27 protein-coding genes and 1 riboswitch are annotated in these 17993 nt (G+C 74.4%); of the genes, 19 read left to right on the plus strand and 8 right to left on the minus strand.

The window, feature by feature from the left end:
* The first annotated feature begins 72 nt into the window (after positions 1-72).
* Both PSED_RS28790 and PSED_RS28795 read left to right on the plus strand, forming a co-directional pair.
* Entirely contained in the window at positions 73-252 is a 180-nt protein-coding gene (locus PSED_RS28790) for a hypothetical protein (RefSeq protein ID WP_013677756.1), read from the plus strand.
* A 1-nt stretch (position 253) separates the two neighbouring features.
* Complete coding sequence (locus tag PSED_RS28795; RefSeq protein WP_013677757.1) at positions 254-850, plus strand: nucleotidyltransferase family protein; 597 nt, start codon at positions 254-256, stop codon at positions 848-850.
* A gap of 71 nt (positions 851-921) precedes the next feature.
* Here the strand turns inward: PSED_RS28795 and PSED_RS28800 are convergent, their stop codons facing one another.
* Positions 922-1623, minus strand: a complete 702-nt coding sequence (locus PSED_RS28800; protein ID WP_013677758.1) for a LysM peptidoglycan-binding domain-containing protein — start codon at positions 1621-1623, stop codon at positions 922-924.
* 440 nt (positions 1624-2063) lie between these two features.
* Between PSED_RS28800 and moaC the strand changes: the two genes are divergently transcribed.
* Genes moaC through PSED_RS28815 form a run of 3 tightly spaced genes read left to right on the plus strand, consistent with a single transcriptional unit; the run spans position 2064 to position 3456 of the window.
* Positions 2064-2543, plus strand: a complete 480-nt coding sequence (gene moaC, locus PSED_RS28805; protein WP_013677759.1) for a cyclic pyranopterin monophosphate synthase MoaC — start codon at positions 2064-2066, stop codon at positions 2541-2543.
* Positions 2540-3028, plus strand: coding sequence for a MogA/MoaB family molybdenum cofactor biosynthesis protein (locus tag PSED_RS28810; RefSeq protein ID WP_013677760.1), 489 nt, complete (start codon positions 2540-2542; stop codon positions 3026-3028). Before moaC ends, PSED_RS28810 begins: the two co-directional genes overlap by 4 nt.
* Positions 3028-3456, plus strand: coding sequence for a molybdenum cofactor biosynthesis protein MoaE (locus PSED_RS28815; protein ID WP_013677761.1), 429 nt, complete (start codon positions 3028-3030; stop codon positions 3454-3456). The genes PSED_RS28810 and PSED_RS28815 overlap by 1 nt, the downstream gene beginning before the upstream one ends.
* A gap of 106 nt (positions 3457-3562) precedes the next feature.
* Here PSED_RS28815 and PSED_RS28820 read toward each other — a convergent pair whose 3' ends face one another.
* On the minus strand, positions 3563-4171 hold the full coding sequence (locus tag PSED_RS28820) for a LysM peptidoglycan-binding domain-containing protein (RefSeq protein WP_013677762.1): 609 nt from the start codon (positions 4169-4171) through the stop codon (positions 3563-3565).
* Positions 4172-4728: 557 nt separating this feature from the next.
* Here PSED_RS28820 and PSED_RS28825 point away from each other — a divergent pair.
* The 3 genes from PSED_RS28825 to PSED_RS28835 are packed head-to-tail and all read left to right on the plus strand — an operon-like array spanning position 4729 to position 7917.
* Complete coding sequence (locus PSED_RS28825) at positions 4729-5631, plus strand: AAA family ATPase (RefSeq protein ID WP_013677763.1); 903 nt, start codon at positions 4729-4731, stop codon at positions 5629-5631.
* Positions 5632-5648: 17 nt separating this feature from the next.
* A complete protein-coding gene (locus tag PSED_RS28830; protein WP_013677764.1) occupies positions 5649-6797 on the plus strand; it encodes a vWA domain-containing protein in 1149 nt (382 codons plus the stop codon).
* A complete protein-coding gene (locus PSED_RS28835; RefSeq protein WP_013677765.1) occupies positions 6790-7917 on the plus strand; it encodes an XdhC family protein in 1128 nt (375 codons plus the stop codon). The genes PSED_RS28830 and PSED_RS28835 overlap by 8 nt, the downstream gene beginning before the upstream one ends.
* A gap of 22 nt (positions 7918-7939) precedes the next feature.
* Here the strand turns inward: PSED_RS28835 and PSED_RS28840 are convergent, their stop codons facing one another.
* Positions 7940-8809 carry a Gmad2 immunoglobulin-like domain-containing protein gene (locus PSED_RS28840; protein ID WP_041760099.1) on the minus strand — a complete coding sequence of 290 codons (870 nt, stop codon included), beginning with the start codon at positions 8807-8809 and terminating at the stop codon, positions 7940-7942.
* Positions 8810-8818: 9 nt separating this feature from the next.
* On the opposite strand from PSED_RS28840, the gene PSED_RS28845 reads away from it, so the two are divergent.
* A complete protein-coding gene (locus tag PSED_RS28845; protein WP_158511344.1) occupies positions 8819-8983 on the plus strand; it encodes a hypothetical protein in 165 nt (54 codons plus the stop codon).
* A 17-nt stretch (positions 8984-9000) separates the two neighbouring features.
* Positions 9001-9528 carry a gamma carbonic anhydrase family protein gene (locus PSED_RS28850; RefSeq protein ID WP_041762712.1) on the plus strand — a complete coding sequence of 176 codons (528 nt, stop codon included), beginning with the start codon at positions 9001-9003 and terminating at the stop codon, positions 9526-9528.
* A gap of 15 nt (positions 9529-9543) precedes the next feature.
* Here PSED_RS28850 and thiG read toward each other — a convergent pair whose 3' ends face one another.
* The 3 genes from thiG to thiO form a co-directional block, all read right to left on the minus strand.
* Entirely contained in the window at positions 9544-10323 is a 780-nt protein-coding gene (gene thiG / locus PSED_RS28855) for a thiazole synthase (protein WP_041760101.1), read from the minus strand.
* The gene (gene thiS / locus PSED_RS28860) at positions 10320-10520 is read right to left on the minus strand and encodes a sulfur carrier protein ThiS (protein ID WP_013677769.1); all 201 of its coding nucleotides are present in this window, start codon (positions 10518-10520) and stop codon (positions 10320-10322) included. The genes thiG and thiS overlap by 4 nt, the downstream gene beginning before the upstream one ends.
* Positions 10517-11662, minus strand: coding sequence for a glycine oxidase ThiO (gene thiO / locus PSED_RS28865; protein WP_013677770.1), 1146 nt, complete (start codon positions 11660-11662; stop codon positions 10517-10519). The genes thiS and thiO overlap by 4 nt, the downstream gene beginning before the upstream one ends.
* A riboswitch (TPP riboswitch) is annotated at positions 11654-11763 on the minus strand. (Overlaps the previous gene by 9 nt.)
* Before the next feature lie 30 nt (positions 11764-11793).
* Between thiO and thiE the strand changes: the two genes are divergently transcribed.
* Complete coding sequence (thiE, locus tag PSED_RS28870; RefSeq protein ID WP_013677771.1) at positions 11794-12459, plus strand: thiamine phosphate synthase; 666 nt, start codon at positions 11794-11796, stop codon at positions 12457-12459.
* Positions 12460-12492: 33 nt separating this feature from the next.
* Here thiE and PSED_RS28875 read toward each other — a convergent pair whose 3' ends face one another.
* The gene (locus tag PSED_RS28875; RefSeq protein WP_041760103.1) at positions 12493-13458 is read right to left on the minus strand and encodes a GumC domain-containing protein; all 966 of its coding nucleotides are present in this window, start codon (positions 13456-13458) and stop codon (positions 12493-12495) included.
* 536 nt (positions 13459-13994) lie between these two features.
* The gene (locus tag PSED_RS28880) at positions 13995-14285 is read right to left on the minus strand and encodes a helix-turn-helix domain-containing protein (RefSeq protein WP_041760106.1); all 291 of its coding nucleotides are present in this window, start codon (positions 14283-14285) and stop codon (positions 13995-13997) included.
* A gap of 120 nt (positions 14286-14405) precedes the next feature.
* Here PSED_RS28880 and PSED_RS28885 point away from each other — a divergent pair, with 120 nt between their 5' ends.
* From PSED_RS28885 to PSED_RS28920, 8 genes are all read left to right on the plus strand, one after another.
* Positions 14406-14672 carry a hypothetical protein gene (locus PSED_RS28885; protein WP_013677773.1) on the plus strand — a complete coding sequence of 89 codons (267 nt, stop codon included), beginning with the start codon at positions 14406-14408 and terminating at the stop codon, positions 14670-14672.
* Positions 14673-14751: 79 nt separating this feature from the next.
* On the plus strand, positions 14752-15168 hold the full coding sequence (locus tag PSED_RS28890; protein WP_013677774.1) for a hypothetical protein: 417 nt from the start codon (positions 14752-14754) through the stop codon (positions 15166-15168).
* Entirely contained in the window at positions 15165-15377 is a 213-nt protein-coding gene (locus PSED_RS28895) for a hypothetical protein (RefSeq protein ID WP_013677775.1), read from the plus strand. The genes PSED_RS28890 and PSED_RS28895 overlap by 4 nt, the downstream gene beginning before the upstream one ends.
* On the plus strand, positions 15374-15784 hold the full coding sequence (locus tag PSED_RS28900; protein ID WP_013677776.1) for a hypothetical protein: 411 nt from the start codon (positions 15374-15376) through the stop codon (positions 15782-15784). The genes PSED_RS28895 and PSED_RS28900 overlap by 4 nt, the downstream gene beginning before the upstream one ends.
* Positions 15784-16293 (plus strand): hypothetical protein, encoded by a 510-nt coding sequence (locus tag PSED_RS28905; protein ID WP_013677777.1) that lies wholly within the window; start codon positions 15784-15786, stop codon positions 16291-16293. The genes PSED_RS28900 and PSED_RS28905 overlap by 1 nt, the downstream gene beginning before the upstream one ends.
* Positions 16290-16814: a hypothetical protein gene (locus PSED_RS28910; RefSeq protein ID WP_013677778.1), complete on the plus strand. Its 525-nt coding sequence runs from the start codon at positions 16290-16292 to the stop codon at positions 16812-16814. Before PSED_RS28905 ends, PSED_RS28910 begins: the two co-directional genes overlap by 4 nt.
* Positions 16811-17662 carry a hypothetical protein gene (locus PSED_RS28915; protein WP_013677779.1) on the plus strand — a complete coding sequence of 284 codons (852 nt, stop codon included), beginning with the start codon at positions 16811-16813 and terminating at the stop codon, positions 17660-17662. Before PSED_RS28910 ends, PSED_RS28915 begins: the two co-directional genes overlap by 4 nt.
* Positions 17659-17970 carry a hypothetical protein gene (locus PSED_RS28920; RefSeq protein ID WP_013677780.1) on the plus strand — a complete coding sequence of 104 codons (312 nt, stop codon included), beginning with the start codon at positions 17659-17661 and terminating at the stop codon, positions 17968-17970. The genes PSED_RS28915 and PSED_RS28920 overlap by 4 nt, the downstream gene beginning before the upstream one ends.
* The last annotated feature ends 23 nt before the right edge of the window (positions 17971-17993 follow it).

The raw sequence follows: 17993 nt of genomic DNA on the forward strand, positions 1-17993 counted from the left end.
CGCGGCGGCGATGGGTGATAATCCGGGTAGACGGCGGCCCGGACGGCCCGGGCCCCACACGAGGAGGACACCGTGGCGAACCCGAGCCGCCCGGCGCGCATCGACCCGAACTGGCCGCAGCTCGCCGACGGGGAGCACCCCGTCACCGAGCTCCTCGGCGACGTCCAGGGCTCTCTGTCCCCCTTCGGCGACATCGAGTTCCCGCTCGACTCGGTGCCCTACACGCACCCCGTCACCGAGATCAACAAGTAGCGTGCCGGCGGGCCTGCTGCTCGCGGCCGGCGCCGGCCGCCGGATGGGCGGGCCCAAGGCACTCGTCCGGCTCGACGGCGAGCCGCTCGTCCTGCGGGCGGTCGAGGTACTGCGTGCCGCCGGCTGCGCGCCGCTCGTCGTCGTCGTGGGCGCCGCGGCCGACGAGGTCCGCCTGCTGCTGCCCGCGGACGTGACGGCCGTCGAGGCCGTCGACTGGGCCGAGGGCATGGGCGCGTCCCTGCGCGCCGGTCTCGCGACGCTGCGGGAGGAACCGGACGTCGACGCCGCCGTCGTCCACCTCGTCGACCTGCCCGGTGTCACCGCCGCCGCGATCGGGCGGCTGTCCGCGCTCGCGGGGCCCGACGTGCTCGCGCGCGCGTCCTACGGCGGCAGGGCCGGTCATCCCGTCCTACTGGGCAGGTCTCATTGGGCCCCGGTGGCGCTGTCCGCGACGGGCGACGCCGGCGCGCGCGGCTACCTGGCCGGCAACCCGGCGTTGACGCTGGTCGAGTGCGGCGACGTCGCCGAGCCCGACGACGTCGACACCCCCGAGCAGCTCGCCCGCCGGACCTCGTCACCGCTCCCGGACGCGACGTAGCCGCTCCGGCACGCGAAACGGCCACCGCGGGAGTGGATCCGCGGTGGCCGTCGCCGACGCCTGGAGGCGCGTCAGAGGGCGACCTTGTCGCCGGGGTGGATCAGGTTCGGGTTGGCGGCGAACACCTGGTTCTTGGCGACGAGCGCCTTCCAGCCGCCCGCGACGCCGTGCGTCTGGGCGATCCCGCTGAGCGTGTCGCCCGCGACGACGGTGTAGTCGCCCGTGGCGGCCTCGGCGGGCTTGTCGGCACGGATCGACTCGCGGGCGGCGGGAGGCGGGTCGGCAGGCTTGCCGGCCGTCGACTCCACGGGCTTGACGGGCTTGACCGGCTTTGCAGGCGTGCTCTTCGGCGCCTTGGGGGCGCTGGCCTGGGCGGGAACCTCGCGCGGGGTCGAACCGCCGCTGGCACCGGCCTTCTTCGAGCAGACGGGCCAGGCGCCCCAGCCCTGTCCGGCGAGCACCTTCTCCGCGACGGCGATCTGCTCCGCCCGGGTGGCCTGGTTCGCCTGCGGCGCGTACGCGGTCCCGCCGTAGGCCTTCCAGGTCGAGGCGGTGAACTGCAGACCGCCGTAGAAGCCGTTGCCGGTGTTGATGGCCCAGTTTCCGCCGCTCTCGCACTGGGCGACGCGGTCCCAGGTAGCGTCGGTCGCCGCGGTGGCGGCGGGGGCGAGGGCCAGGAGCGGGGTACCGACGACGACGCCTGCGACGGCGGTACGGGCGAGGGTGCGGGCGGTGCTGGACGTCTTGCGGTGCTGACCGCGGTAGCGGGCCATGACAATTCTCCGTCGCCGCGCATCTCGGATTCCCTGCCACGTTGGGGAGACGGGCAGTCGGGCTCGGAGGCCCGGGAAACCGCCCTGTCCGGCGGAGACTGTCGGGGGATCGGTGACACCGGACAGGGCGGGCGCTGCATCACCGAGGCCCGGCCGCAATGGGGAGTTCGGAACGGGCCGACGGCGACGCTACGACGGCCGCGCCGGATCGCAAACTCGATCGAGTGAATCGGCGTGGGCCGAGCGTCACACACGGCCGCGGCCGGTCGTCGTCACATTGATGTGTTTCCGCAGGTGACGCCACCTGTATCACGAAGCGGTAACTCGGCGAATCCCAATTTGCAGGTTGCGTGAACGTGAGACAGCTCACAGTTCGACACCTCACCGCGGACCGGTGGGCGGGCGCGACGCAGCTCACGTCCACGTCGTAGGGTCGACGAGTGGAGTTCACCCACATCGACAGTGCCGGCGCCGCGCGGATGGTCGACGTCACCGGCAAGGAGCCGACGGCCCGCACCGCCGTCGCCACGGGCGTTCTGCGCACGACGGCCGAGGTCGTCGACCTGCTGCGCCGCGACGGGCTGCCCAAGGGCGATGCCCTCGCGACGGCGCGCATCGCCGGGATCATGGGCGCCAAGCGCACCCCCGACCTCGTCCCGCTGTGCCACCCGATCGCGCTGAGCGGCGTCGTCGTCGACCTGGAGCCCGACGGTGACCGCGTGGGCATCCGGGCGACCGTGCGCACCACCGACCGCACCGGCGTCGAGATGGAGGCCCTCACGGCCGTTGCCGTCGCCGGGCTCGCGTTGCACGACATGGTCAAGGCCGTCGATCCCGCCGCGGTGCTCGACGCCGTGCGCGTCGAGCGCAAGGACGGCGGGAAGACGGGCAGCTGGACCCGGCCCGAGGAGCGCGCGTGACCGGCACCGACCGGCCGCGCCGCGCCCATGTCGTCACCGCGTCGAACCGCGCCGCGGCGGGCGTCTACGCCGACCGGGGCGGGCCGATCATCGTGGAATGGTTGCGCAGCAAGGGGTATGAGTGCCCCGAGCCGACGGTCGCACCCGACGGCGAGCCGGTGGCCGACGCGCTGCGCGCCGCGGTGGCGACGGGCGTCGACGTCGTCGTCACCACCGGGGGCACCGGCATCTCCCCCACGGACGCGACGCCGGAGGTGACCCGGGCGTTGCTGGACTACGAAATTCCGGGCCTCGCCGACGCGATCCGCGCAGCGGGCGCCCCGAAGGTGCCCACGGCGGTGCTGTCGCGGGGGCTCGCAGGCGTCGTCGAGCGCACGTTGGTGGTCAACCTGCCGGGCTCGACGGGCGGTGTGCGCGACGGGCTCTCGGTCCTCGACGCGGTGCTCGACCACGCTGTCGACCAGCTCAGGGGAGGCGATCACTGATGACCGCGGAAGTCTTGCGCGCCACCGTCGGCGAGGAGCCGCTCGACGTGGAGGAGCACGCCCGGCTGGTCGACAGGGCCGAGGCGGGCGCGGTGGTCACCTTCGCGGGCGTGGTGCGCGACCACGACGGCGGCCGTTCGGTGCGGGGCCTGGAGTACAGCGCCCACCCGACGGCGGCGCGGGTCGTCGCCGAGGTGGCTGCCGACGTCGCGGGCCGCGCGACGGGCGTCCGGGCGATCGCGGTGAGCCACCGCGTCGGGACACTGGGGATCGGCGACGTGGCGCTTGCCTGCGCCGTCGCCGCCGATCACCGCCGGGAGGCCTTCACGACCTGCGCGGAGCTGGTCGAGGAGGTCAAGCGCCTGCTCCCGGTGTGGAAGCACCAGGTGTTCACCGACGGCTCCGACGAGTGGGTCAACTCGACCTGATCCATCGGCTGCACCGGTTGCGGCGCAACGAGCGTCGGGCCGTCACGCCGCGCCCGCGGCCGCCTCGGGGGCGGTGCCGCGGGCGCGGGCGCGACGGCCCGCGTGCTCAGGCGACGGCCAGGACCTGACCGATGTGGATCAGGTTGGGGTCGCTGACCACAGCGCGGTTCTTGTCGAACAGCGCCTGCCAGTTCGTGCCGTGGGCCTGCGCGATCTTCGACAGGGTGTCGCCCGCGACGACCGTGTAGGTCGTGCCCGGGGCGGCCGGGGCGACCGGCGCGGCGGGCTTCGCGGGAGCGGCCGGCTTGGCGGGGGCGGCGGGCTTCGTCGGCGCCGAGGCGCGCTCGGTCACGACCGGCGCCTGCTTCGGCACGCTGCCGGACAGGCCGAGCTTGCGCGAGCACGCGGGCCACGCACCCCAGCCCTGACCGGCCAGGACGCGCTCGGCGACCGCGATCTGCTGGGCGCGGGAGGCGTTCTGCGGCGAACCGGTGCCGCCGTAGGCCTTCCAGGTGCTCAGGGTGAACTGCAGGCCACCGTAGAAACCGTTGCCGGTGTTGATGGCCCAGTTGCCGCCGCTCTCGCACTGCGCCAGGCGGTCCCATGCGTCGGCGGGGGCGGCGTTGGCCGTCCCGGCGACCGCAACCGGCGCACCGACGGCGATCACGCCGGCGACCAGCAGGCGCGCGAGGCTCCGTTTGGAGACGAGCGTCATGTCGTTGCTCTCCTACCGCTTCCCGAGGAATTCCGCGGGGCCGGGCAGGGGGTGCCCGTGGACGGTGGGGGTGCCGTCCGTGCCCCGGAACACAATTGCTTGCGTTCCGGAAATTGCTTCCTCGCCCTGCCCCGTCTTTTCCACTCGACGGACCGGAAACCGCGGGACAGGGAGCCGGGAGCGGCGGTTCCGGATGTATTCGGCCGCGCCTTCCGGAACGACCGAGCGAGAACGCTACGTTTCCGGTTCCGGATCTGGCCAAATCGAACCTGAGTGACCATCGTCACGGTAACGTCTGATGAATACTTGCCGACGGTCGAGTAACGGCAGGTCAGGGGGGTCGTATCACGAAACGATCACGCTCGAAACATTAGAACCGAATCGGAAATGTTGTCGATCCGATCACATCGTCCTGCTCGACGATCCGTGACGGGACGACCACGCTGTGCTGTGCAGCGGCGACCGTCACACCTGGCCCCGGGCCTGCGCGTGGGCCATGCTGGAAGGGTGAACCGACGTACCGCCCACTCCGGGCCGCCGACGCCGGGGGCCCGGTCGTGACGGCCACGCTCCCCCCGGTGCCCGCCTCGCCCGCGGAACTGACCGAGGCACTCCGAGCCACGGGGTACCTGCCCGACGACGGCCTCGCGACCGCCGCGTTCCTCGCGATGCGCATGGGACGGCCCCTGTTCTGCGAGGGCGAACCAGGGACCGGGAAGACGGCGCTGGCCCAGGCGATGGCCCAGGTGCTCGGCGCCGAGCTGATCCGGCTGCAGTGCCACGACGGCATCGACGCGAGCCAGGCCCTCTACGACTGGGACTTCCCCCGCCAGCTGCTGCACCTGCGCGCGCTGGAGGCGGCCGCGGGTGTCGACGGGTCGACCCTCGACGCCGACGAGGTCGAGGCCTCCCTCTACGACCGGCGCTTCCTCCTGGCCCGCCCCATCCTGCGGGCCCTGACCACGACGCCGAGCGTGCTGCTCGTCGACGAGGTCGACCGCGCCGACGACGAGTTCGAGGCCTTCCTGCTCGAGGTGCTCACCGAGCACGCCGTCACCATCCCCGAGCTGGGCGAGATCCGCGCCGCGACCCCGCCGCTGGTCGTCCTCACCTCCAACCGCACCCGCGAGGTGCACGACGCGCTCAAGCGCCGGTGCCTCTACCTGTGGCTCGACCACCCGAACGTGCAGCGCGAGATCGCCATCCTGCGCAGCCGGCTGCCGGAGGTGCCCGAGCGGCTCGCCACCCAGGTCGCGACGACCGTCGCCAAGCTGCGCAATGCCGAGCTGCTCAAGCCGCCGGGCGTCGCGGAGTCGATCGACTGGGCGCAGGCGCTGCAGCTCGTCGGCGCGACGACCCTCGACGTCGACAGCGCGGCGGCGACGCTGGGCGCGGTGCTGAAGTACCGCGAGGACGCCGACCGGGTACGGGACCGCCTCGACGCCCTGCTGGCGTCCTGAGGGCGGTCACGAACGCCATGTACCCCGGTGCCCCGGCCCTCGCCGACGAGGAAGCCGACGCCGACCCGATCCCGGGCCTGGTCGGCTTCACCGCCGTGCTCCGCAACGCCGGCCTGCCGATCACGACCGACCGGGTGGCGGCCTTCCTCTCCGCGGTCGACGAGCTCGACGTCACCAGCCGGATGCAGACGTACTGGGCGGGCCGGCTGACGCTGTGCTCCGACCCGGACGACCTGCCGCGCTACGACATGGCGTTCGACGCCTGGTTCGACCCGCCGCGCGGCGGGCGCACCCGGATCGTCGACGAGCGGCCCCCGCCCCCGCCGAAGCTGGCGTCGCTGTCGACGTCGCAGGACCCGGGCACCGACGAGGCCGGCGACGACGGTCCGCAGATCAAGGCCGCCGCGAGCGGCACCGAGGTGCTGCGCCACCGCGACCTCGGTGACATGACCCCCGCGGAGCGTCAGCACCTGCGGTCCCTGCTGGCGACGCTGCGCCCCGACCCCCCGACCCGGTCGTCACGCAGGCTGCGGCCGGGCCGCCATGGCGTGCCCGACCCCGGCCGCACGTTGCGCGCGGCCCTGCGCAACCACGGCGAGCTGCGCGAGCTGTACCTGCGCTCGGCGTCCAAACGGCCGCGCAAGGTCGTCATGCTCATCGACGTGTCGGGCTCGATGGAGCCCTACGCCGACTCGCTGCTGCGGTTCGCGCACGTCGTCGTCCGCCGCTCCCCCGGCTCGGTCGAGGCGTTCACGCTGGGGACCCGGCTCACCCGGGTCACGCGCGAGCTGCGGATGCGCGATCCCGAGCACGCGCTGCACGCCGCGGGGAAGGCCATCCCTGACTGGTCGGGCGGGACCCGGCTGGGTGAGGTGCTGCGGGCGTTCGTCGACCGCTGGGGGCAGCGCGGGGCGGCGCGGCGCGCGGTCGTCGTCGTGTTCTCCGACGGCTGGGAGCGCGGCGACACCGCGCTCCTCGCCGAGCAGATGCAGCGGCTGAGCCGGCTCGCGCACAAGGTCGTGTGGGTCAACCCGCACGCCGGCAAGGACGGCTACGCCCCGGTCCAGGGTGGAATAGTCGCGGCTCTGCCGTACTTGGACGAGTTGTTGGCCGGGCACAGCCTGGGCACGCTGGAGCGTCTTCTCGAGGTGGTGAAGCATGCGTGACGTGATCGACCAGCTCGAGGGCTGGTGGAAGAACGGCCAGGAGGCCGCACTGGCGACGGTCGTCGGCACCTTCCGGTCCGCGCCGCGGCAACCCGGCGCGTCGATGCTGGTGGGACCTGCCGGCGAGGCCGTCGGAAGTGTCTCGGGCGGCTGCGTCGAGGGCGCGGTCTACGAGCTGGGTGGCGAGGTGCTCGCCGACGGGCGGCCGCGGCTGCAGCGCTACGGCGTCTCCGACGACGACGCCTTCTCCGTGGGCCTGACGTGCGGCGGCATCCTCGACATCTACGTCGAGAAGGTCTCGCCCGAGACCTACGAGCAGCTCGGCAAGGTCGCCGACGCGATCCGGGAGGAGTCGCCGGTCGCCGTGGCCACCGTCGTCGCCGGACCGGAGGAGCGGTTGGGGCGCAGGCTGATCGTCTGGCCCGACTCGGTCGACGGCACCACCGGGTCGACGCGGCTCGACGAGGCCGTGCGCGACGACGTGCGGGGCCTGCTCGCCGCGGGCCGCAACGCCACCCTGCACTACGGGGTCGACGGGCAGCGCCGCGGCGAGGGTCTCGACGTCTTCGTCGAGTCGTTCGCGCCGCCGCCGCGGATGATCGTGTTCGGCGCCATCGACTTCGCGGCGGCCGTCGCCAAGATGGGCAACTTCCTCGGCTACCGCGTGACGGTGTGCGACGCCCGCCCGGTGTTCGCCACCGCGAGCCGGTTCCCGGGTGCCAACGAGGTCGTCGTCGAGTGGCCGCACCGGTACCTGGCCGCCGAGGCGAAGGCGGGCCGGATCGACGAGCGCACAGTCATCACGGTGCTCACCCACGACCCCAAGTTCGACGTGCCCGTCCTCGAGGTCGCGCTGCGGCTGCCCAAGGTCGGCTACATCGGCGCGATGGGCTCGCGGCGCACCCACGACGACCGGCTCGAGCGGCTCCGCGAGGCGGGCCTGAACGAGGAGGAGCTCTCCCGGATGTCGAGCCCTATCGGGCTCGACCTCGGGGCGCGCACCCCCGAGGAGACGGCCGTCTCGATCGCCGCGGAGATGATCGCCCAGCGCTGGGGTGGCGGCGGCGTCCGTCTCGCCGAGCGCGAGGGTCCGATCCACCTGGCCGTGGCCAGCGCCTGAGCGCCGCCGGATCACCGTCCGCTCAGCGGACGGTGATCCGTTTGGTGTCGGTGAACGGCGGCCGGCCCGCACCACCCGACGGGTCGTCCTCGGTCACCACGAGCACGTACTGCCCGGGTTCGAGCCGGACGGTGAAGCGGTAGGGGCTGAACCGCTGCCCCTCCGCGGTCGTCGCGACCCCCGACGCCACCACGCGGTCGCCCTGCCGGACCTCCCACGGCAGCGTCGCCTCGAACACCGCTGCCTCGCCCGTCACGACGACGTCGCGACCGACGGTCGCCCCGTCGGCGGGCGAGTCGATCTGCACGAGCGAGCGCACGGCGGTCTGGTCCGCCCGCGCGACGGGCGTCCCGACGTCGACGAGCCCCCACAGCCGGTCGGTGCGCTGCCCGTCGACGAGGACCCGCACCGGGTCGGTCGACTGCAGCGCGCCCTGGACGGTGAGGACGAGCTGCTGCAGCGCCAGGGCCGCGGTCGCCCGGTCCGGTGCGTCGCGGCCCACGCCGGTGAGGTCGACGACGATTGCCCCGCCCTCGCGCGTCACCGACGAGCGCAGCGCCGCGGTGCCGGGCCAGAGCGTGCGGTAGTCCTCGTCGAGCGGCCGGGCACCGAGCATCTCCCGGACCGCCGCCGAGCCGACGTCGATCGTCGCGAGGGCGTGGAACTCACGCTGCAGGCGGGGCCCGGACGGGGTGTCGGCCGCGTAGTAGACCGGCACCGCGCGCGTCGCGGGGAGCGGCTGCGAGTGGTCGGGCGCCGCCGGTGGCGCGGGCCTGGCCGTCGCGATGCCGCGGTCGTCGGCGTTGCCGTCGGCCGTGCAGCCGGCGACGGTGCCGGCGACGACCGCCGCGAGCAGGACGGTCAGAAGAGGACGGACGGGTAGGCGACGCACCCGTCCAGGGTGGCCGATCGGGCGTGTCCCCCGGAGCGCGGCACGCCGGACATCGGGGACGAACACCCCTGCGGGTGGCGGCAGGACGCGCCCGCCGCCGAGGTCGCCGCGCTCGAGGAGGCGGGGGTCGTCGTCGACCGGGTGGCGGTCCCACCGGAGGACCACCCGCGGTGATCGGGCAGGCTCGGGACATGCCGCTGTTCGCGTTCGAGGGCGTCTCGCCCACCGTGCACCCCGACGCCTGGATCGCTCCGACCGCCACCCTCGTCGGCGACGTGCGCGTCGAGGCCGACGCGTCGATCTGGTACAACGCCGTGCTCCGCGCCGACCTCGGGCCGATCATCGTCCGCGCGGGCGCGAACGTGCAGGACGGCTCCGTCCTGCACGGCGGCGACGACCCCGCGACCGAGGTCGGCGCCGGCGCGACCATCGGACACCTGTGCGTCGTGCACGGCTGCGTCATCGGGCCGGAGTCCGTCGTCGGCAACGGTGCGACCATCCAGGACGGCGCCCGCATCGGCGCCCGCTGCCTCGTCGGCGCGGGCGCGACCGTCCCGCCGAACAAGATCGTCGAGGACGGCACGCTCGTGCTCGGCGACGTCACGGCGACCCCGCGCGGACCGCTGACCGGCTCGGCCGCGTGGTGGGTCCGCACCAACCCCGAGACCTACCGGATCCTGGCCCGCCGGCACCGCGCGAGCGTCGAACCCGCCCGGTAGCGCAGGGCGGGCGGCTCAGCTCGACGGATCGAGATCCGGCGACGATGCCTGCGCCCAGTAGCGCCGCGGGATCCGCCCGGCGCCGTGCGCAGCCCGCCCGGCCTCGACTGCCAGCCGCATCGCGTGCGCCATCCGTTCCGGGTCGCCCGCGCGGGTCACCGCCGTGGCGAGCAGGACGGCGTCGCATCCCAGCTCCATCGCCTGCGCGGCCTCCGACGCCGTGCCGATGCCCGCGTCGAGCACGACGGGCACCCCGGCCTGCTCGACGATCATCGCGATGTTGTGCGGGTTGCGGATGCCCAGACCGGTGCCGATCGGGGAGCCCAGCGGCATGACGGCCGCGCAGCCGACGGACTCGAGCCGCCGGGCCAGCACCGGGTCGTCGTTGGTGTAGGGCAGGACGGTGAACCCGTCGTCGACGAGCTGCTCGGCGGCGTCGAGCAGCTCGATCGGGTCGGGCAGCAATGTCCGCTCGTCGGCGACGACCTCCAGCTTCACGAGGTCGGTCTCCAGCGCCTCGCGGGCCAGCCGCGCGGTGAGGACGGCCTCGGCGGCGCTCCGGCAGCCCGCGGTGTTGGGCAGGACCTCGATCCCCAGGTGGCGCAACAGGTCCAGCACCCCGGTGCCGGTGGTGGCGTCGATGCGGCGCATGGCGACCGTCGTCAGCGCCGTGCCGGACGCCACGAGCGCGCGCTCCAGGATCTCCAGGTTGCCGGCACCACCGGTGCCCATGATCAGTCGCGAGCCGATCTTGCGGCCCGCGACCACGAGCTGGTCCTCGGTCACACCCGTCATCCTCCCTGCACCGCCGTGAGCACCTCGACACGCGCGCCGTCGGTCAGCGCCGTCGCGTCCCACTCCGCGCGCGGCACCACCTCGGCGTCGACGGCGACGGCCACCCCCTGGCGGGGCGCGCCGATGGCGTCGAGCGCCGCGACGACGCCCGCGCCGTCGGCGAGCTCGTGGGCGTCGCCGTTGATCCAGACCTTCATCGGGCGGTCTCCCTCCGTCCTGTCGAGCGCGCCGTCGGCCGGGCGGGGTCGGCCACCCGCGCCACCGGGGGCACCTGTGCCCCGCGCAGCAGCGCGAGGACCGCCTCGACCGTGACCGGGGCGAGCAGGATGCCGTTGCGGTGGTGGCCCGTGGCGACGAGCGGCCCGTCCGGCCCGAGCCCGCCGATCAGCGGCAGGTTGTCCGGGCTTCCCGGACGCAACCCGGCCGCCACCTCGAGCAGCGCGAACTCGGCGACGCCGGGGAGCACCCGTTCGACGTCGCGCAGCAGGTCGCGCACGCCGCCGACGGTGGGCTCGGTGTCGAACCCGACGTCGGCCTGCGTCGCGCCGACGACGAGCCCGCCACCGTCGCGCGGGACGGCGTAGACCGGCCGGCCGTCGACGAGCGCACGGACCGTCCGGACGGGCGCCGGGAACGCGCCGGGTCGGTGCGCGAGCCGCAGGATCTCGCCCTTGACCGGGCGGACGAGCCCGTCGAGCGCGGGGTGCAGCGCGGCCGAGCGCGCACCCGCGGCGACGAGCACGGCGTCGGCCGCGATCTCCTCGCCGTCGTCGCACGTCACGGTCGTCCCGGTCACGGCGACGGCGTTGCGCGCGACGAACGTCACCCCCGCCTTCTCGGCCGCCGCTCGCAGCGCGGCCAGCAGCATCCGGTTGTCGACGGCCAGGTCGTCGGGCACCGACAGACCGCCGCGGACCTCCGGGCCGATCGCGGGTTCGAGCCGGCGCAGCTCACGGCCGCCGAGCCGCTCGACCGGACGGCCGATCCGACCCAGGTGCGCGGCCAGCGCGTCGAGCTCGGCGCGGTCGCCGCTGCCGGTCGCGGCGACGACCGTGCCCTCGGTCCGCAGTCCCGCGGGCTGTCCGGCCGCCTCGCCGAGCCGGGCCGCGTACTCCGGCCACAGGGCCACCGACGCGACGCCCAGCTCGAGCAGCGCCTCCTCGCCGGGCCAGGCCTCGGTGACCGGCGCGAGCATCCCGCCCGCGACCCAGGACGCACCCGAGGCCGGTGCCGCGTCCACCAGCGTGACCGCGAACCCGTCGGCCGCCGCGCGCCAGGCGCAGCTCAGACCGATGACGCCGCCACCGACGACGACCAGTCGTGTGTGCTTCGTGCTCATCTCCCCGCTCCCTGCGCCGGCATGACCCGGATCAGGTTCGACGGTCGGGACGGTTCGCGTCCCCTCTCAGCCCGCTGTGCCGGGCTCCCGTGCGTCACCTTCGTCCAACCTTACGCCGTAGGGTCGCGGACGTGTCCTCCGATGGTGACTCCCGGCGCGCGCGGCTCGCCGACGCCCGCCTCTACCTCTGCACCGACGCCCGCCGGGAGCGGGGTGACCTCGCCGAGTTCGCCGACGCGGTGCTGTCCGGCGGGGTCGACGTGATCCAGCTGCGCGACAAGGGTTCCGACGGTCCGCTGGAGGCCCGTGAGGAGCTCGCGGCGCTGGAGATCCTGGCCGACGCGTGCGCCCGCCACGGCGCCCTGCTCGCCGTCAACGACCGGGCCGACGTCGCCCTCGCCGCGGGTGCCGACGTCCTGCACCTCGGCCAGGACGACCTCCCCGTCGAGTGGGCGCGGCGCGTCGTCGGCGACGACGTCGTGGTCGGCCGGTCGGCCCACAGCGCGGACGAGACCGCCACGGCCGCCGCCGAGCCGGGTGTCGACTACTTCTGCGCCGGTCCCTGCTGGCCCACGCCCACCAAGCCCGGCCGTCCCGCGCCGGGGCTGGGGCTCGTCCGTACCGTCGCCGACCGCAAGCCCGAGCGGCCCTGGTTCGCCATCGGCGGCATCGACCACGACCGTCTCGACGAGGTGCTCGCGGCCGGCGCCGAGCGCATCGTCGTGGTGCGGGTGCTGACGGAGGCGGAGGACCCCCGCGCCGCCGCGCAGTCGCTCTCGTCCCGGCTCCGCGGCTGAGCCGGGCCGTCCGCACGGCCCGGCCCGCTCACGTCAGTTCCCGGTGCCCGAGCCCGATCCCGAGCCGCCGGTCCCCGCGTCGGGGTCGGCGCCGCTGAGCCCCGGCAGCAGGCCGCCGCGGGGCGTCGCCGGCGCCGAGCCGGACGTCGTCGGCGGGGCGCTGGTGCGGTCGGCGGCGCCGCCCGGCTGCCGGGCCTGCGACGACGGTGTCGGCGACTCGGTCGGCGTCGTGGCCGTCGAGCGCTCGTCGGTGGGGTCCTCGTCGCTCGCGGGGGCGGTGGGCCCGGTCGTGGGGGCGGAGTGCAGGACCCGCCCGACCGACGTGCCGGACTCGCCGCCGGAGATCGGCGATCCCTTGATCCACTCGATGCCCGTCACCACGAACAGCCCGATGACAAAGGCGAGGACGGCGACGCCCGTCGTGATCGCGATCCGCTTGGGAGTGAACCGCGACTGCCGCTGCGGCACGACGGGCGGGGCGAGCACCGTCGCCCGCTCGTCGGAGCCGGCCGGAGCGGCGACGGTGGCACCGTCACGAGCGGCCGCGACGGCCGGCATGACCGCCGTCGCCGCGGTGGCCGGGTCGGCGTGGCGGAGCTTGACCACGCGGGAGCGCACGGTGCGGGTCGTCCTGTCGAGGCCGCGCTGGAACGTCGTCGTCGCGACGGAGGTGACGACGGCGGCGAGCGCCGCTCCGGTGACGGTCCCCGCGACACCGAAGTAGGAGCCCACGACGGCCGTCGTGGCCGCGGCGGCACCACCCGCGACCACCTTGGGGATGTTGTACTCCGCGAGCAGGCCCGACGAGCCCTCGGTCTTCGTGGTGGTCTCGGTCTTCGTGGTCGTCTCGGTCGAGGTGGTCTCGCTCTCGGCGGTGTGCCGGGCCGTCGCCGCCTGCGGCGGGACGGCGCCCGGCCCCGCGTGCCCGGGCGCGAACTGCGTCGCTCCCCCGGGCGGCGGACCCTGCTGCGTCGGCACCCCCGGCGTCGGGGTCGGCACCCCCGGACGCGAGGTCGGGACTCCTCCCCACTGCGACGGCGCCCCCGGCCCCGGAGCCGGCATCCCCGGCAGCGGGGTCGCTCCCCCAGCGTATGGACCTGCGGGGGCTCCCGACGGCGCCACGGGCCCACCCACGTGGCGACGCACCTGCGGCGGCACGGCGTGGTCGGCTGCGGGCGGCTGACCGCCGGGCGGGGTGTGGACACCGACCCGGCCGCGGCGCGCGGCGTGCGCGCCACCCGGCGCGGCCGCACCCCCGGGGTACGGCGTCACCGGGGCCCCGCCGGACGGTGTCACGGGCGGGGGCGCGGGCGGCGGGGCCGGGGAGTCGGGGTGTCGGCGAGACCGGGGAGCGGGCTGCCGATCGGGATCGGGGTTCGGGGAGGGGGACTGCTGGTACCGCATGGCTCCTGTTCGCGATCACGTCGGTTCGGTGCGCTCACCCGTCTCAACGCCGACGACGACCGAAAACTCGCCCGTTGATCACCGACAGTGAGTGCCTTCACTCTCCTTCGTGGTGCATCGAGCCGCAGATGTTATCGAGCCGTAATCGAAGATCCATCAGAGGGCCCCGATGCGCGCGCGATCGCGCCGGCGAGTAGCTCACCGACGGTGATCCCGAGGCAGCTGGCGATCGCCTCCATCTCGGCCGTGTTGAGCGCGACCACACCCCGCGTGCGCTGCGACGTCCACTGATTGGAGACGTTCAGGCGCCGAGCGAGTTCGCGTCCCGAGACTCGCTTGCGGCCCAACTGTGCGCGGAGCTCCTCGGCAACGAGGTCAGTAAACGACACCGTGCTGGCGGTCTGGGCAACGGCCTGGGTCATAGACAGAGCGTACGTTGCCACACTGAGCGTGACAACAGTTCTCTCGGGCAACACGCCGACACGCGCGACACACCGGACATAGAGTTGACGCTGCTTGGCTGAGAGTGACACTCTCCGCCAATGCATGAGACCGTCACTGCCGCTTCGGTCGCAGCGAACGTGCGTGCCGAGCTCGCCAGGGCGGGGCTCAGCGCACGACAGCTGGCCGAGGCCCTCGGCGAGAACCGGGGCTGGGCGCACCGGCGCCTCTCGTTGCGCGACCCGAAGCCGTTCGAGATCGACGAGCTCGCCCGCGTCGCGACACACCTACAGGTCCCGCTCTCCCGGCTCATCGAGCCGGTCGACGCCGCAGATCAGCCTCGCGAGGAGATACGCGGCGCCCGCTGAAGTCCGCTCCCCGCAAACGAAGCGGGGCCGCGCTTGGCGTAGCGCGGCCCCGGAGATCCCGTCGAAAGGATGCACCCGGATGGTACTGCCCACCCCCGACACCGCGCAGCCCAAGACCGAGACGGCCAAGGACCCCGCGCAGGACCTGGCCGACGACCTCGCGGACGGGCTCAGCCAGCTCGCGGTGCTTGTCCGCGCGTACCCGCGGATCGCGCGCTCGCTGGTCTACTCCCTCCAGCAGCTGCCCGGCGGTGTGCACGACGTCGTCTCCCGCGGGCAGGTCCTGGCGATGGCCCACACCCTCGGCGCCGAGACCACCCGCCGCCACAGCGGCGACCTCGGCGCCGACCTCGAGGGCTGGACGGTGCGGTTCGGCCGTCGCCGCGACATCGGTCTGCTGATCGGTACCGAGTCCCCTGCGACCCTCGCCACGACCCGGCCGCGTGGGGCCGAGCGCCCGAGCCGCTTCGTTCCGGACATGGACACCGCGCGATGACCGCCGTGTTCGCGCCCCCGGCACCCAAGCACCGCCTCGACCGGCGGGCACCGCGGCAGTCGATCCAGCTCCGCCGCCGTGTCCGCCGCAGCCTGGCCGTTCGCGCGCTGTCCGCGCTCGTCGACACCGCGAGCCTCACCACGGCGCTCGTGATGCCCGCGCTGTGCTTGATCGGCATGGCGCTCATCGTGATCGGGGCAGGCCGGTGACGATCCTGACCCCGGCCCACGGCCTCCCGGTCGTCGTCCCCGACACCCCCGCAGGCGCCATGTTCAGCCGCCGGTCCGGCGAGCGCTGGGACATCGACGGCCGCCCGCTCACCCGCGAGCAGTGGTTCGAGCTCGTCGCGGACGCCGACTACCGCGTCATCGTCGCGACCCACCTCTTCGGCGCCTACACCGGCGGTGCCCGCATCACGGTGCGCACCGAGTGGGCCGGTGAGGACCTGCGCCCCACACCCGATCCGGACCGGCCCCCGCTGATCTTCCAGACCCGCGTCATCGGCGGCCCGCTCGACGGCCGGATCTGGCTGTCCGCGCGCCGCCCCACCGCTCACGCCCTCCACGACCACGCGATCGGCGCGGTGTGCGAGGCCCTCACCCTCGGGAGACCCTGATGGCCCCGTTCGTCGCCGGCCTGATCGTCGGCTTCCTCGTCGCCGCCGCGCTGTTCACCGTCGTCGGCGTCTCGATCTCGCTCCGCCGCGCCGGGGACATCATGCGGCTCCTCGCCGACCCGCGGCCCCTCCCGGGCGAGGAGCCGCTCACCGCGGCCCCGTTCACGGCCGACCCGTCTCCGCTCGAGGTCCGCACGTTCCACCGCGTGGACCGCGCCCAGCGCGACGAGCCGCCCGCCCGCCGGCCCCGCGCCCCGCGCAGCAGCGAGGACGGGCAGCACAGCTCCGGGGAGACGAAGGCCCCGACCACCGAGGCCCGCCGGGCCGCCGGGCCGCCCGAGTCCCCGGTGGAGCGCACGCACGCGATGCCCGCGTACCGGCCCCGGACCCGCCCGGCCGGTGACACCGGGCTCGACGCCGAGCAGCTCGAGCGTGTTCTCAGCCGCGGGGTGGCCCGCCCGACGTCGGCCGGTGACCCGTGGCGGTTCGACCGCGCGTCGGGCCGATGAAGGTCGAGAGCGTCGTCGCCGACGACGGCTCCGAGGTCCAGATCAGCTGCCGCCCCCGGCACCTCAGCGTCACCGTCGTCAGCACCGCCACCGCGGCCGCCGTCGACGAACTCGTCCGACAGCTCGGCGCAGCCCTCGAGGCGCGCGCCACGCAGCTCGTGAGCAACGACGGGCCCGTCCCCTCCGGGCCCGTCGGTCCGGCCGCCGACTCCGCGGGGCTTCCCACCGCCGTGGACCACGTCGACGACCGGGCACTGTCGGCGGAAGCGAGCCCCACCGCGCCCGCCGACGACCGCGGCCCCGAGCTCTCCGACCTGGAGCTCGGGGCCGCGGCCTCCGCGGCCGCTCCGGCGCCCGCGCCGCTCGCCGTGCAGTTCGAGTCGGGCCAGCTCGCGCTCGACGACCCGACTCGCGCTGACGCCGACGAGCTCTTCGCCGCCGGCGTCAGCGCGCACCACGTCGCCGCGGAGCTCGGCATCGACCTCGACACCGCTCGCGCGTGGCAGCGGGAGGCCCGGTGAGGATCAAGACGAGTCAGCTGATCGCGGTGCTGCAGGACCTCATCCGGACCGCGGGCAACGATCCCGAGCTGCCGACGCTGAATGCGATCTTGCTGCACACGACCCGCGGCCACCACGGCGCGGAGCCTGGCCAGGTCGAGCTCTTCGCCGGCGTCTCGACGAACCGCTACTGCGTCGGGCACACCTACACCTGGTGTTCGGGCCAGCTCAGCGGCCCCTCGCTGTGGTCGGTCCGGGACGCGAAGAACGTCGTCAGCGTGTTCAAGGCCGCCCGGGGCAAGGACAAGCACGACGTCCACGCCGTCGAGATCGTCCGCTCGGCCGGAGAGATCGTCATCCGGGAGGATCCGAACCTCATCGACGAGGGCGTGTCTCTGGCCTTCGGTGAGCGCGACGCCGGCGACTTCCCCGCGCGGGGCGTCTACCGGCACCTCGACATCGAGCAGCCCACGACGAAGCTCGAGGTCGACGCCGGCGTCAGCCGCTTCGTCGACGCGACTCCCGCCACGGACATCAGCCCGTCGGTGCTGGCACCGTTCCTCGCGGTCGCGAACCGCCGGGGCGAGCCGGTCCGGCTCTACCGCACCCACCAGTGGGTGCCGATCCTCGTGCAGATGGGGGAGGCCTACCGCGGCGTCCTGATGACGGTCCGGACCGACGACCCGGTCGAGCACCAGGAGCGCCCGACGTCCGACCTCTACCCGCCCGACCTCGACGACCCACGCTGGGCGCCGAAGGGCGACGCAACGACAGAGACCGAGGACTGGCAGCAGCTCGACCTCGGCGTCGAGGGAGACGACGACAGCGCCGACGACAGCGCCGACGAGCTCGAGGACGGCCCGGAGTGACGGCCGTCGACGAGTGCGGCGTCTCGCTGACCGGCGACCCCGTCACCGACGCCCTCGTCCCGCTCGCGACCGAGCTGGCCGCCGCCGTGTACCTCGAGGACCAGGAGTCCTGCGCGCTGATCCGAGCCGAGGCCGAGGACATCCTGCTCGTCCACAACCTCGACCCCGCCGACGCCGGCTGGGCCCTGGCCACCGTCGCCGCCGGGATGCTGCCCGGCGGCGCTCCTCCGTCCCTGCTGCTGGCCTGGCGGGCGCTGCCCCTGCACGTCCGCCAGGGCCGCCGCCTGCCCGAACACAGCGCCTCCTGAGCGCTCCCCTACGAGACCAGAGA

Source organism: Pseudonocardia benzenivorans CB1190 (assembly GCF_000196675.2).
GTDB classification, from domain to species: domain Bacteria; phylum Actinomycetota; class Actinomycetes; order Mycobacteriales; family Pseudonocardiaceae; genus Pseudonocardia; species Pseudonocardia benzenivorans.